The organism is Octadecabacter sp. B2R22, from assembly GCF_018861045.1.
Classification (GTDB): domain Bacteria; phylum Pseudomonadota; class Alphaproteobacteria; order Rhodobacterales; family Rhodobacteraceae; genus Octadecabacter.
Map to the genome: position 1 here is coordinate 509,068 of NZ_JAHKQJ010000010.1, position 12,509 is coordinate 521,576.

General features: G+C 55.1%; 12 protein-coding genes. 9 read left to right on the top strand and 3 right to left on the bottom strand.

The features are described from left to right. Positions 1–40: 40 nt before the first annotated feature. From KO486_RS15420 to KO486_RS15455, 8 genes are read left to right on the top strand one after another with little or no spacing between them, the layout of a single operon-like run. Positions 41–847 (top strand): ABC transporter ATP-binding protein, encoded by an 807-nt coding sequence (locus KO486_RS15420; RefSeq protein WP_252734833.1) that lies wholly within the window; start codon positions 41–43, stop codon positions 845–847. Then, the gene (locus tag KO486_RS15425; RefSeq protein WP_252734835.1) at positions 844–1,704 is read left to right on the top strand and encodes an ABC transporter permease; all 861 of its coding nucleotides are present in this window, start codon (positions 844–846) and stop codon (positions 1,702–1,704) included. The genes KO486_RS15420 and KO486_RS15425 overlap by 4 nt, the downstream gene beginning before the upstream one ends. After that, a complete protein-coding gene (locus KO486_RS15430) occupies positions 1,704–2,984 on the top strand; it encodes a cytosine deaminase (protein ID WP_216038161.1) in 1,281 nt (426 codons plus the stop codon). Before KO486_RS15425 ends, KO486_RS15430 begins: the two co-directional genes overlap by 1 nt. Further along, positions 2,981–4,387 carry an FAD-binding oxidoreductase gene (locus KO486_RS15435; RefSeq protein WP_216038162.1) on the top strand — a complete coding sequence of 469 codons (1,407 nt, stop codon included), beginning with the start codon at positions 2,981–2,983 and terminating at the stop codon, positions 4,385–4,387. Before KO486_RS15430 ends, KO486_RS15435 begins: the two co-directional genes overlap by 4 nt. Further along, complete coding sequence (locus tag KO486_RS15440) at positions 4,384–4,983, top strand: NAD(P)H-dependent oxidoreductase (RefSeq protein ID WP_216038163.1); 600 nt, start codon at positions 4,384–4,386, stop codon at positions 4,981–4,983. Before KO486_RS15435 ends, KO486_RS15440 begins: the two co-directional genes overlap by 4 nt. A 3-nt stretch (positions 4,984–4,986) precedes the next feature. Beyond that, a complete protein-coding gene (locus KO486_RS15445) occupies positions 4,987–5,586 on the top strand; it encodes an NAD(P)H-dependent oxidoreductase (protein WP_216038164.1) in 600 nt (199 codons plus the stop codon). A gap of 17 nt (positions 5,587–5,603) precedes the next feature. Continuing rightward, positions 5,604–6,530: a 2-oxoglutarate and iron-dependent oxygenase domain-containing protein gene (locus tag KO486_RS15450; protein ID WP_216038165.1), complete on the top strand. Its 927-nt coding sequence runs from the start codon at positions 5,604–5,606 to the stop codon at positions 6,528–6,530. Beyond that, entirely contained in the window at positions 6,527–7,327 is an 801-nt protein-coding gene (locus KO486_RS15455; RefSeq protein WP_216038166.1) for a creatininase family protein, read from the top strand. Before KO486_RS15450 ends, KO486_RS15455 begins: the two co-directional genes overlap by 4 nt. 19 nt (positions 7,328–7,346) lie before the next feature. Here KO486_RS15455 and KO486_RS15460 read toward each other — a convergent pair whose 3' ends face one another. From KO486_RS15460 to glpD, 3 genes are all read right to left on the bottom strand, one after another. Then, on the bottom strand, positions 7,347–8,996 hold the full coding sequence (locus KO486_RS15460; protein WP_216038167.1) for an FAD-binding dehydrogenase: 1,650 nt from the start codon (positions 8,994–8,996) through the stop codon (positions 7,347–7,349). Then, positions 8,993–9,856: a bile acid:sodium symporter family protein gene (locus KO486_RS15465; RefSeq protein WP_216038168.1), complete on the bottom strand. Its 864-nt coding sequence runs from the start codon at positions 9,854–9,856 to the stop codon at positions 8,993–8,995. The genes KO486_RS15460 and KO486_RS15465 overlap by 4 nt, the downstream gene beginning before the upstream one ends. Before the next feature lie 115 nt (positions 9,857–9,971). Then, a complete protein-coding gene (gene glpD / locus KO486_RS15470; RefSeq protein ID WP_216038169.1) occupies positions 9,972–11,558 on the bottom strand; it encodes a glycerol-3-phosphate dehydrogenase in 1,587 nt (528 codons plus the stop codon). A 187-nt stretch (positions 11,559–11,745) separates the two neighbouring features. Here glpD and KO486_RS15475 point away from each other — a divergent pair, with 187 nt between their 5' ends. Then, complete coding sequence (locus KO486_RS15475) at positions 11,746–12,507, top strand: DeoR/GlpR family DNA-binding transcription regulator (RefSeq protein WP_216038170.1); 762 nt, start codon at positions 11,746–11,748, stop codon at positions 12,505–12,507. Positions 12,508–12,509: the final 2 nt, after the last annotated feature.

Sequence of the window (12,509 nt, forward strand, 5' to 3'; positions counted from 1 at the left end):
CGGGATTTTTCGCCCTTGCTACCCTTCGAGAAAGCAAGACATGTCAGATCATTCCTTAATACCGCCGATGGGGCAGCGCGACGAACTGCTCCGAATGACCGACGTCGACAAGGTCTTTAATGGCAACGTCGAAGCGCTCAAGAACTTGAATCTGACTGTTAATCAGGGCGATTTTATTTCGCTCCTCGGACCATCGGGCTGCGGTAAGTCCACGGCGCTGCGCCTTATTGCAGGCCTGATGCGTCAGACCTCGGGGCAGATAAAATGGAACGGTGGTTTGAATGAGGGCGACCTTGGTGTCGTGTTTCAAGAACCGACCTTGATGCCTTGGGCGACGGTGGAACAAAACGCCTGGCTGCCACACCGCTTGCGCGGCAAGTCCCTTGACGATGTGCGTGGCGATATCATGTGGGCGCTCAAGATGGTGGGGTTGGAAAAGTTCCAAAAATCCTACCCGCGTGAACTGTCTGGTGGCATGAAAATGCGAGTGTCGATTGCACGTGCGCTTGTGACACAGCCACGGTTGATCCTGATGGATGAACCCTTTGCTGCGCTTGATGAAATCACGCGCCACAAGTTGAATAACGACCTTCTGATGTTGCGTGACAAGCTTAAGTGCACCGTCATTTTCGTGACCCATTCGGTTTTTGAATCTGTGTTCCTGTCTGACCGTATCGTCGTTATGGCCGCGCGTCCGGGGCGGGTTTCGGCAGAGGTTTCCGTTGATGCTCCTTATCCACGAACAGAAGAGTTCCGCACCTCGGCGCAATACGCCGAACTATGCCGAAAGGCGTCCGATGCTCTGCATGGTGCGATGAACCAACATGGCGAAAGGGCATCCGCATGAGCGCCCCAGAGATGCACGCAACACAGGCCCCCGTGGTCGATCTAGAAGAACTCCAGCACGCCCGCGCGCAGCGCCGCGACAAAATCGCGAAGTGGTCGTTGCCTATTCTGATGCTCGGGCTTGCGATTTTCCTATGGGACAGAATTGTTGTCTGGAACGAGATCCCACACTACATCCTGCCGGGTCCGGGACTAGTAATTCAGACCTTGATTGAAGATTGGGGCATGTTGTCGGACGCGCTTTGGGTTACTCTTAAAATTACGCTGATGGCCCTTGGTGTGGCCGTTGTTGGCGGTGTCGGCTTGGCGGTTTTGTTTACCCAGTCACGCTACTTTGAAATGGCATTTTACCCTTTCGCAGTCATCTTGCAGGTCACGCCCGTGGTGTCGATTGCACCGCTGATCTTTATCTATGTGGACAGCCGCCTTGCGGGGCTATTGTTGTGCGCGTGGATCGTGGCGTTCTTTCCGATCCTGTCCAACACAACGCTTGGTCTAAATTCGACGGATCACAACTTGCGCGATCTGTATAAAATTTATGGGGCGACCCGCTGGCAGCGTTTGCGGTATCTGCAACTGCCGACCGCACTGCCGTATTTCCTTGGCGGATTGCGGATTGCGGGGGGGCTATCCCTTATCGGGGCCGTTGTCGCCGAGTATGTTGCAGGCACGGGCGGGATCGGATCAGGCCTTGCGTTTCGTATCTTGGAAGCGGGCTATCGTCTCAATATTCCGCGTATGTTCGCGGCACTCATTCTGATCGCGGCAACAGGTGTGGTGATCTTCACTTTTGCTTCCTTACTTAGTCACGCGCTTTTGCACAAATGGCATGAAAGCGCCATCAAACGGGAGAATTAATGGAATTTTGCGTTTTGCCCAGCGGCGCGAAGACCCTTCGAAATGTCACTGTCCCAGCCTGCCTGATCGGGCAAGACGGTGACCTAATAACCACAGACCTGACCATCACGGATGGTTTGATTACATCAACGGACGCTGGGCAACCGGCCGAAACTGTAATCGATATGAAAGGCGCAATGGCTTTGCCGTGCTTTGTCGATATGCATACGCATCTGGACAAGGGGCACATTTGGCCGCGTGCGTCCAACCCTGACGGGTCCTTTATGGGCGCGTTGACGACGGTCCACGCCGACCACGTAAACTGGAGCGCTGACGACGTAGAAGCGCGAATGGATTTCGCCCTTCGGTGTGCCTATGCCCACGGCACTAAGGCTATTCGCACTCATATCGATAGCGCCGATGATCTTGCGGCATCGTCTTTCGAAGTGGTCTTAAAGTTGCAGGAAAAGTGGGCGGGTAAGATCAGCCTTCAGGCCTCCTGCCTCGTGGCGATTGATCGCGTGTTTCGCGAAGACGGCATCTTTCCCGATATTGCTAAAATCGTTGCGGACACGGGAAACATCCTAGGCGCTGTGACGTATCCTGTGCCCGACCTTCAAGACCGATTGAACGACTTTTTCCATTTCGCACAAACCTATGATCTGGACGTTGATTTCCATGTCGATGAAACGAACGATCCGACCTCTGATACCCTGCGCACGATTGCTGAAACGGTTCTCGCTTTGGGGTTCAAGAACAAGGTCACCGTTGGGCACTGCTGTTCGATTTCTGTCATGCCGGATGATGTTGCGCACGAAATTATCGCGTTGGTCGCCAAGGCTGGTCTGCATGTCGTGTCTTTGCCGATGTGCAACATGTATCTGCAAGACCGCGAGGCAGGGCGCACCCCGCGCTGGCGCGGCGTTACGATGGCTCATGAGCTTAAAGCGGCGGGCGTCAACGTGTCCTTCGCATCCGACAACACACGCGACCCGTTCTATGCCTACGGTGATCTCGATATGATTGAAGTCATGCGCGAAGCCACCCGCATTTGCCATCTGGATCACGGACTGAGGGATTGGCCCGCGTCTTTTGTGGCCAACCCTGCTGCGGCCTGCGGTTTAGAGGCGCCAAGTCTGAACGTTGGCGCACCTGCTGATCTGATCCTATGTAACGCGCGATCCTGGACCGAGTTTTTCTCGCGCCCACAGTCTGACCGGATCGTGTTGCGCAACGGTGATCCGATCGACCGTACTCTGCCTTCTTATTCCGAACTCGATCCAATTGTGAGCAAGCCATGACCCCCAATATCGCCGAAGCCAAAGCCAAGTTGTCCCACCTCGATATGGAGGCAAACCCAGCCACTGTGCGCAACAAATCACGTGATTTCTTTTGGTACTCACCGGTTCTCAAGGACGCGATGGATCACCTTGAGGCGGATTTTGTCATCAACGCCAAGTCCGAAGACGAGATCATTGAAATTTTGCGGGTTTGTTATGCCCACGACGTTCCCGTCACCATGCGCGGCGGCGGAACGGGCAACTACGGCCAAGCCATGCCGCTTGCGGGGGGCTGCGTGATTCACGTCACAAAGATGAACAAGATCAAGGAAATCGGCTCGGGCTTTGTCGTGGTCGAACCGGGTGCGATCATCAAAGAACTCGACGATGAGTTGAAAGAGAAAAGCGGACAAGAATTGCGCATGTTCCCGTCCACCTATTCTCAAGCCACAATTGGCGGTTTTATCGCGGGGGGGTCAGGTGGTGTAGGGTCGGCCAACTGGGGCGCGTTGCGTGACATCGGTAATATCAAACGCCTGCGTGTCGTCACCATGGAGGCCGAGCCGCGCGTTCTGGAGTTCACTGGTGAGGAATTGCATCGCGTCTCTCACGCCTATGGCACCAACGGCATCATCACCGAATTGGAACTCCCCCTCGCGCCGGCCTACGAGTGGACAGAACTGTTCGTGCGCTTTGATACTTTCCGCGCAGCGACCGAATTTGCAGGTGCTGTTACCGCGGAGCCGGGCATCCTGATTAAACTCGCGTCAGTTTATGCCGCACCCATCGCGCACGCGTATTTCCAGCGCGTGAAGCCCCATGTCACTGAAGACGATCATCTTGTTGGGCTGATGGCAGCGCCGCACAACATGGACGGGTTGTTGACCTTGCTGGAACGTTTTGAAGGCAGCGGTGTGATCTATCGCTCCGATGATAACACATGGGAACGCAACCCCGGTCCGATGTATGAATTCGGCTGGAACCACACGACGTTGCGGGCCATGAAGTTTAACAAAGGCCTAACCTATCTGCAGGTGCGTTATGGCGGCGACATCGAGAAAGTCATGGCAGCCTATGAGGCCTTTAAGGGCAAGCTGCACATGCACCTAGAAGTCATGCGCGAAGGGGCGGGGCTGTCGTTTGCTGGGCTGCCGATTGTAGAACCAATGGACAAAGACGCGCTTGATCAATTGGTCGCCGAACATGAAGCGATGGATTGCATGATCTTCAACCCTCATCGTTACACACTTGAAGAAGGCGGGCGGCAATCCACGGACGCACGTCAGCTCGATTTCAAGCGCGAGTCTGACCCCAAGGGCCTTTTGAATCCGGGCAAAATGATCGCGTGGGACGAGCCTGACTTTGATTACGCTGATATGTATTCCTACAAAGGTATCCGCCCAAAACCCGAGGCCACCGAATGACCAGCCCCGCAAGCAAAGGGCGGGTTATGGTCCTGTTCGCTCACCCATGCCCCGAGAGTTTTAATGCGGCCGTGCATGATGTGGTGGTCCAAACCCTGACCAAATCGGGTTGGGAGGTCGACGATTGCGACCTCAACAAGGAAGGATTTCAACCCGTCCTGACGGAGGTCGAACGGCGTGGTTATCACGAAGAGCCCGAAAACATTGAGCCCGTGCGGCCCTATGTTGAACGCGTCAAAGCAGCCGATGCCATTGTTATGGTCTTTCCGGTGTGGAACTTTGGATACCCCGCGATCCTCAAGGGATTCTTGGACCGCGTTTTCCTCCCCGGGATTTCGTTCAAGCTGATTGATGGAAAGGTACGACCGGGTCTGACCAATATCAAAAAACTCTATGCATGCACGACCTACGGTGGGACCCGTTGGCGTGCGATCCAGAACGCCGATCCACCACGTAAAACGGTTACACGGGCGGTTTGGTATGCCTGTGGGATGCCTAAGAAAAAATACATCGGCCTTTACGACATGAACCGCAACAGCGCGGCGAAATTAAAGGCGCATCTAGAGCGGGTTCGTCGTGAGATGGAGGCGTTTTGAGCAATGAAAGCATTGGTTGTCTACAGTCATCCTCGCGAAGGGTCCTTTAACGCAGCGATCCGTGATCTGGTGATTTCGCGGCTGGAGGAACACGGCGTCGAGTATCGCCTTCGTGATCTTTACGCCGAAGGGTTCGATCCAACGATGTCGGCACACGATCACGAAATTTACGAAACCGTGCCCGAAAATCGTGCGCGCGTTGATCGCGATTGCACTGATCTGGAATGGTGCGATGCGCTGATCTTCGTCTATCCGACATGGTGGTATGGGATGCCCGCGATGCTTAAGGGCTGGTTGGATCGTGTAATGGTCCCCGGTGTGTCATTTATCCTGCCTGAAACGGTTGCTGGAGACATCAAACCCGGGCTGACGCATATCAACAAGTTGGGCGTTTTCACGACCTGCGGCGCATCACGTTTGTTGACATTTTTCGTCGGCTCACCGGGCAAACGTACTCTTATGCGCGGCGTCCGTCTGTTGCTGGCCAAACGCGCCAAAACAAAGTTCGCGGCTCATTTCTTGATGGATAGTTCCACCCCTGAAAGCCGCGCCGTACATCTTGATCTGGTCAAAACCCGTCTTGATAAACTTATAACTGCCTAAACCAGAGGACCCGTGACATGGATATTCCTGTATTGGATTGGAACCGCTTCACCAGTGGAGATGACGCTGAGGGCTTTGCCGCTGATCTTGGGGAAGCGTGCCGTGAGACAGGTTTCTTTGTTCTAACTGGGCACGGGATTTCCAAAGATCTGATCGCCGATGTCTTTACCGTCGCGGATCGTTTCTTTGCGCTGCCACCGGAAGAAAAAGCCGAAATCGCCATTTCCAAGAACCCGCACAATCGCGGTTGGGCGCAGCAGGGCAGTGAAGCCCTCGATGAGGCGTCGGGCCTCAAGGATCGCAAAGAAGCTTTCAACGTCGGGCTTGATTTGCCGGTCGACGACCCGCGCGTGATCGCAGGCGAGCCGTTTCGCGGTGTGAACGTCTGGCCGGACCTTGATGGGTTCCGGAGCATCATGCTCGACTATTACGAATGTGCGCTTGATCTTGGCAGGGGATTACACCGCGCGTTTGAGGCTGACCTTGGCCTGCCGCAGGACTATTTTGAACCACACTTCACAGAACCGATGGCGACGTTGCGCGTGCTGTCCTATCCCGCCGCGCCGGATGGCGAAGGGATCGGGGCAGGGGCCCATACCGATTACGGATCGGTAACGTTGCTGATGACGGACGGTGTCGCGGGGCTCCAAGTCAAGCCGCGCGGCGGGGATTGGATGGACGTGCCCCACATCAAAGGGGCTTTTGTCGTGAACATCGGCGATTGCCTTATGCGGTGGTCCAATGACCTCTATGTCTCGACCCCGCACCGCGTTTTGCCCCCGAAAACCGCCCGCCGATCTATAGCATTTTTTCTTGATCCCAACCCAGAGAGCATCATCACCGCATTGCCGGGCACAGGGGCTGCCAAATACGCCCCGATCACCGGAGCCGACTATCTGCGATCCCGACTTGATGCGACCTACACACCGGAGCCCACCCAATGAGACGACTTGATTGGTCTGAGTATCGAACAACTGAATTTGCCGATTTCGATCCCGAGAAAACCATCGTCATCCTGCCCACTGCGGCGATCGAACAGCATGGACCGCACCTTCCTGTTGGGGTGGACACTTTCATCAACGAAGGCATGTTGGCGCAGCTACGCACGACCCTTCCTGATGATATCACGGTGTTGATCCTGCCAGTTCAGGCGGTTGGGAAATCCAATGAACATATCCACGCCAAAGGCACGCTGACTTACACCGCCAAGACCGCCCTTGATGCGTGGACAGAAATTGGGCTGTCGGTGGCCCGTGCTGGTCTCAAGAAGATGGTCATCGTCAATTCACACGGTGGAAATCTTGATCTGATCTCTATTCTTGGGCGCGAATTGCGGGTGCATTCTGGGATGATGGTCGTGAAATGCCAGTGGGGCAATTTCGGCAAACCTGAGGGGATGTTTTCTGAACAAGAGAACGCGTACGGCATTCATGGCGGCGACTATGAGACCTCGCTGATGTTGCATTTTAAACCGCATCTTGTGGATATGACCCAAGCCAAAGATTTCAGATCGAGCGCAGAGACAGCGCCCATTTCTCCGATTGGTCCGGTGAACTTGGCGTGGGTGTCCAAGGACCTTAATGAAGCAGGTACCGTCGGAGAAGCGCACCTTGCGACAGCTCAAAAGGGCGCGACCGTTTGCGAGTTACAAGTCGCGGGTTTTGTTGAGATGCTGGGTCAACTGCGCGACCTGCCGACCGACGGATATGCGCCAACAATTCCGACGATAAACGGCGTGTGACCTAACCAAAACCACGCCTTTACCCCGCGTTGCGACCTGCCGCGCGGCCAGAGAATATGCAGCCGCCCAAGAATGTGCCCTCAAGCGAGTTGTATCCGTGGTATCCGCCTCCGCCAAAACCTGCGGCTTCGCCAGCAGCATAAAGACCAGCAATCGGATTGCCTGACGCGTCGATCATTTGACTGTCTAGGTTGGTTTGCAAACCACCCAAGGTTTTGCGCGTGATGAGGTTTAGGCGTACAGCGATCAGCGGACCGTTGTCCCCATCAAGGAACTTATGCGGCTTGGCGGTGCGGATGAGTTTGTCGCCACGGTAATGGCGCGCCGCTTGAATGGCGGTGATCTGTGGGTCCTTGGAAAACGGGTTGTCCACTTGGGCATCGCGGGCTTCGATCTGGGCACGTAGGTGTGCTTCGTCAATCAGGGCATCCTCGGTTAACCCATTCATTCCTTTGACGAGATCGGCCAGAGTGTCGGCGACAACGAAATCCGCGCCGTGCTCTTTGAAGGCTTCAACCGGAGCGGTGGCAGATTTGCCTGAAAGGATGCGTTCTTTAAGAACCTTGGACCATTTGGCCGATGTCAGATCAGGGTTCTGTTCTGAGCCAGACAGCGCGAATTCCTTCTTGATGACCTTTTGGGTCAGGACGAACCAACTATAGTCAAAACCCGTATCTAGGATCGCCTTGAACGTTCCATTGGTGTCAAAACCGGGCATGGCAGGCGGCGCAAAACGATTGCCGCGCGCATCAAACCACATGGACGATGGCCCCGGCAAAATTCGAATGCCATGGGCAGGCCAGATCGGATCCCAGTTCTTGACGCCTTCGGTGTAGAACCACAGACGATCGCGGTTGATAACGTGGCCGCCTGCGTCCTCTGCGATGCCGATCATGCGACCGTCTACATGGGCCGGCACGCCGGACAGCATGTTTTTAGGGGCGGGGCCAAGGCGCTCAGTCGGCCAGACTTTGCGGATGAGGTCAAAGTTGCCACCGATACCGCCAGAGGCCACAATCACCGCATCTGCATCGACGCGGAAGTCCCCCACAGTGTCTCGATTGGTTTGCGCACCCTGTTGCGCCTCATCGGGTGCCAATGTGGTGCCGCTGACACCCACGGCGGCTCCGTCTTGCATTTCCAAACGATCAACTTGATGGCGGTAAAGATAGGTCAGGCGGCCCGCAGCGGCGTGTTCATTGCAGCGCCGGATGAAGTGCTCAAGAACGCCCGGACCCGTGCCCCATGTGATGTGAAAACGCGGCACGGAATTGCCATGCCCCATTGCGTCTGATCCGCCCCGTTCGGCCCAACCTACGACAGGGAACCAGCGTAGGCCCATCTTGTGCAGCCAAGGGCGCATTTCACCGGCGGCAAAGTCCAGATAGGCAGACGCCCATTGGCGGGGGTAATCATCCTCGGGTCGGTCAAACTGCGCCGAGCCCATCCAATCGTTCAACGCCAGATCGTGGCTGTCTTTGATGCCCATTCGCCGCTGTTCGGGCGTGTCGATCATGAACAACCCGCCAAGCGACCAATGCGCCTGACCGCCCAGATTTTGCGGGCCTTCTTGGTCCACAATCACGACCTGTTTGCCACGATCCCCAAGTTCAGCTGCGGCCGCCAGACCTGACAGGCCCCCGCCGACGATAACAACATCTGTTTTCATGATTTACGGCTCCGAAGCCAAAGGACAAAAGGAATGGCGGTGACATACATGATGACACCGTAAAGTGCGGACGGCAGCCCTATGGTCGGGATGCCACCTGATACACCAACGATAAGCGGGGCGAGGGTGATACCAAGGCTGCCGTTCTGAATGCCGACTTCAATGGAAATGGTTTTGCGTTCAGCCCAAGTCAGTCCCAAGGCCCCCGCGATCAACAGCCCAGCAAGCATCGTGACTACGTTCAAAGACAACAGTGCTGGCCCCAACTTAGCTACGTTTTCCGTCAATAGAGTCCAGTTCGATGCGATGGCGGCAAGGATGATCAGGACGAACAGAACAGATGCAAGTTTGATCAAAACGGGTTCGATACGATCCGCAAGTGGCGTCGCGAAATGGCGCAGAACCATGCCCAGAATAACCGGTAGCATGGTCAGCAAAAACATCGCCAAGGCCAGTGTCGTTACGGAAATTTCGGGGGCATCTTCACCCATGAAATGCACAACCGCCCATCCGATCATCACGGGAACAGTGAAAATAGACACCAAAGATATCAGGGCTGTCAGTGACACAGACAGGGCAACATCCCCCTTCGCGAGCCGCGTCACGACATTGGACGTCACGCCGCCCGGACAGAGCGCAATGAGCATCACACCTGCTGCCAATGCACCGGTCAAACCAAACGTGAGGATAACGAGATAGGCCACGACAGGCAGTAGCACGAGCTGACACAGCGCCCCTACAGCAAAGACCCAGCCCCGTTCCGCCACGCGGTGAAAATCAGCCAGCGTGAGCCCTATCCCGAGACTGAACATGATGATCGCCAGCGACAGCGGCAGAACAACGTTTACAAGAATATCCATGATCCCCTCCCAAGGTCACAAGGCTGTAAAGCCACCACAGCGCAGGTGGTAAATCAAGGGAGCGGGTGGTGTTACGGAACGTTAAGGCTGCCGTTAAAGCAAACTTTCAAGGTGGCTATGCATTTTTGTTGAGTTTCATCCATTGATCGAGATTCTCGATTTGGTCGCTGGTCATACGCAGCCCCAGTCGGGTGCGGCGCCATACGACGTCTACAGCTTGCTGCGCGTATTCGCGATCCATGAGCCATAGGACCTCGCGCTCGGTCAAAGTAGCGCCAAACAACTCCCCCAGATCAGCGGCGGACGTGGCGTTGCCCAGCATGACGCGTGCGTCGGTGCCATAGGCCTTGATCAAACGCTGCGCCCAAGCGGCATCCAGGAACGGATATTCTGTTCGAAGAGCCGTAATTAATGTCTCAACACCGTCGACGGGGAAGTCTCCGCCGGGGAGAGGTACGCCAGCGGTCCAGTCTTTGGTTGCCTGCGGGAAGTAGGGTTCGAATTTGGACAAGACGTTTTCAGCCAGTTTGCGGAACGTGGTGATTTTGCCGCCAAAGACGTTGACCACGGGCGCGCCGCCGTCTGCGTCGTTCAAAGACAAAACGTAGTCACGGGTCGCAGCGGTGGCTGATTTCGCACCATCGTCATAAAGTGGGCGAACACCGGAATAACTCCAGACGATGTCATTTCTTGTGATTGGTTTCTTGAAATAATTGGACGCAAAGGCACAAAGGTAATCGGCTTCTTCGTCCGTGCAGTCTGGTTCATCAAATGCCGAACCGTGTTCTGCGTCGGTGGTGCCGATCAGGGTGAAATCCGTCTCGTAGGGGATTGCAAAGATGATGCGCCCGTCTTCCCCCTGAAAGAAGTAGGCCTTGTCATGATCAAACAGCCGCTTGGTGACGATATGGCTGCCGCGCACCAATCGCACGCCTTCCGAACTGGTTATGTCCAGCGATTGATCAATCACATCACCAACCCACGGTCCGCTGGCGTTAACGAGAGCTTTGGCCGTGACTTCGAAAGTGTTGCCAGTTTGGTGATCAAGCAACGAGATTTTCCAGAGGCCGTCCACCCGATCCGCTGTGATGACTTCGGTTCGGGTCATGATCTTCGCACCGCGAGCTTCGGCATCGCGCGCATTCAACACGACGAGCCGCGAGTCTTCTATCCAGCAGTCTGAATACTCGTAAGCTTTTTCGAACTTGTCTTGAAGCGGCAGGCCGGTGGCGTCGCTCCTTAGGTTTATTGAGCTTGTGCCTGGAAGGATCTGTCGCCCTCCAAGCGTGTCATAAAGGAACAGCCCGAACCGAATAAGCCATGCAGGACGGCGGCCTTTCATCCATGGCATGAAGGTATTGAGAAGCTTGGACGTCGGCGTTTCGCTTTCAAATCGCATGTCTTTATGGACAGGCAACACGAAGCGCATAGGCCAGCTAATATGTGGCATCGCCTTTAAAAGTGTCTCACGTTCTTTTAGGGCTTTGGCAACGAGGCCAAATTCAAAGAACTCAAGATAGCGCAAGCCGCCATGAAACAGTTTTGTCGATGCAGATGAGGTCGCAGAAGCGAGGTCGTTCATCTCTGCCAAGCCGACAGACAGGCCACGTCCGGCCGCGTCTCGCGCGACCCCGCATCCGTTGATGCCGCCGCCAATGACAAAGAGGTCATAAGTGGGGAGGGTGTTGTTGGTGTCAGGCATAGCATGATCCTAGAACTTGAGTCGCGGGAAGGGAACATTTTCGCGCTAAAGCGTCAAGAAAATGCTTGCGAATTTGTTCGTTTAGGCTTTTATGGCTGCTAATCCATTTAGTTTGTAATAAAAGCGAACATTTTTATCGCCGCTCGATGCAAAGTCGAACATTTGAATCCCCAGTCTTGGATCACCAATGTCCCAATCTTTCCGCCAGCAAGAAATCCAAGAGATCGCCAGACGAGATGGTAAGGTGATTGTCGAAGACCTCGCGGCGCATTTTGGGGTGACGGTGCAGACGATCCGTCGAGATTTGACCGATATGGCCGAAGAAGGGACATTGGACCGTGTCCATGGCGGGGCGCTGTACCCATCAGGCGTTTCCAACATCGAATATGAGGAACGCCGCGATCTCAATCAGGATGCAAAATCCAGAATGGCGCGGGCCTGTGCGCGTGCTATTCCGGACGGTGTTTCGGTGTTTATCAACATTGGGACCAGCACCGAAGCGGTTGCAAACGAACTCTTGTCGCACAGCAATCTTTTGGTTGTGACGAATAATCTTAATGTGGCGAATAGGCTGACGGCCAATCCCGATAGCGAAGTCGTCGTTACGGGGGGATCGTTGCGACGAACCGATGGTGGATTGGTCGGGGCGTTGGCGACGCGAACGATTGAGCAATTCAAATTTGATTATGCGGTGATAGGGTGCTCAGCCGTGGATGAGGACGGCGACCTGTTGGATTTTGACATGCAAGAAGTCAGCGTCAGCCAAGCGATCATCAAGCAATCCCGCAAGGTTTTGCTTGTTGCCGATCACAGCAAAATCCTGCGCAGCGCCCCAGCGCGTATCGGATCACTGCGCGAAATTGATGCCTGTTATACAGACCGCCCGTTTCCTGGGGTTCTGAAGCGCAAATGCGATGAATGGGGCACGCAGGTCGTCGTTGCGGGGTAGAC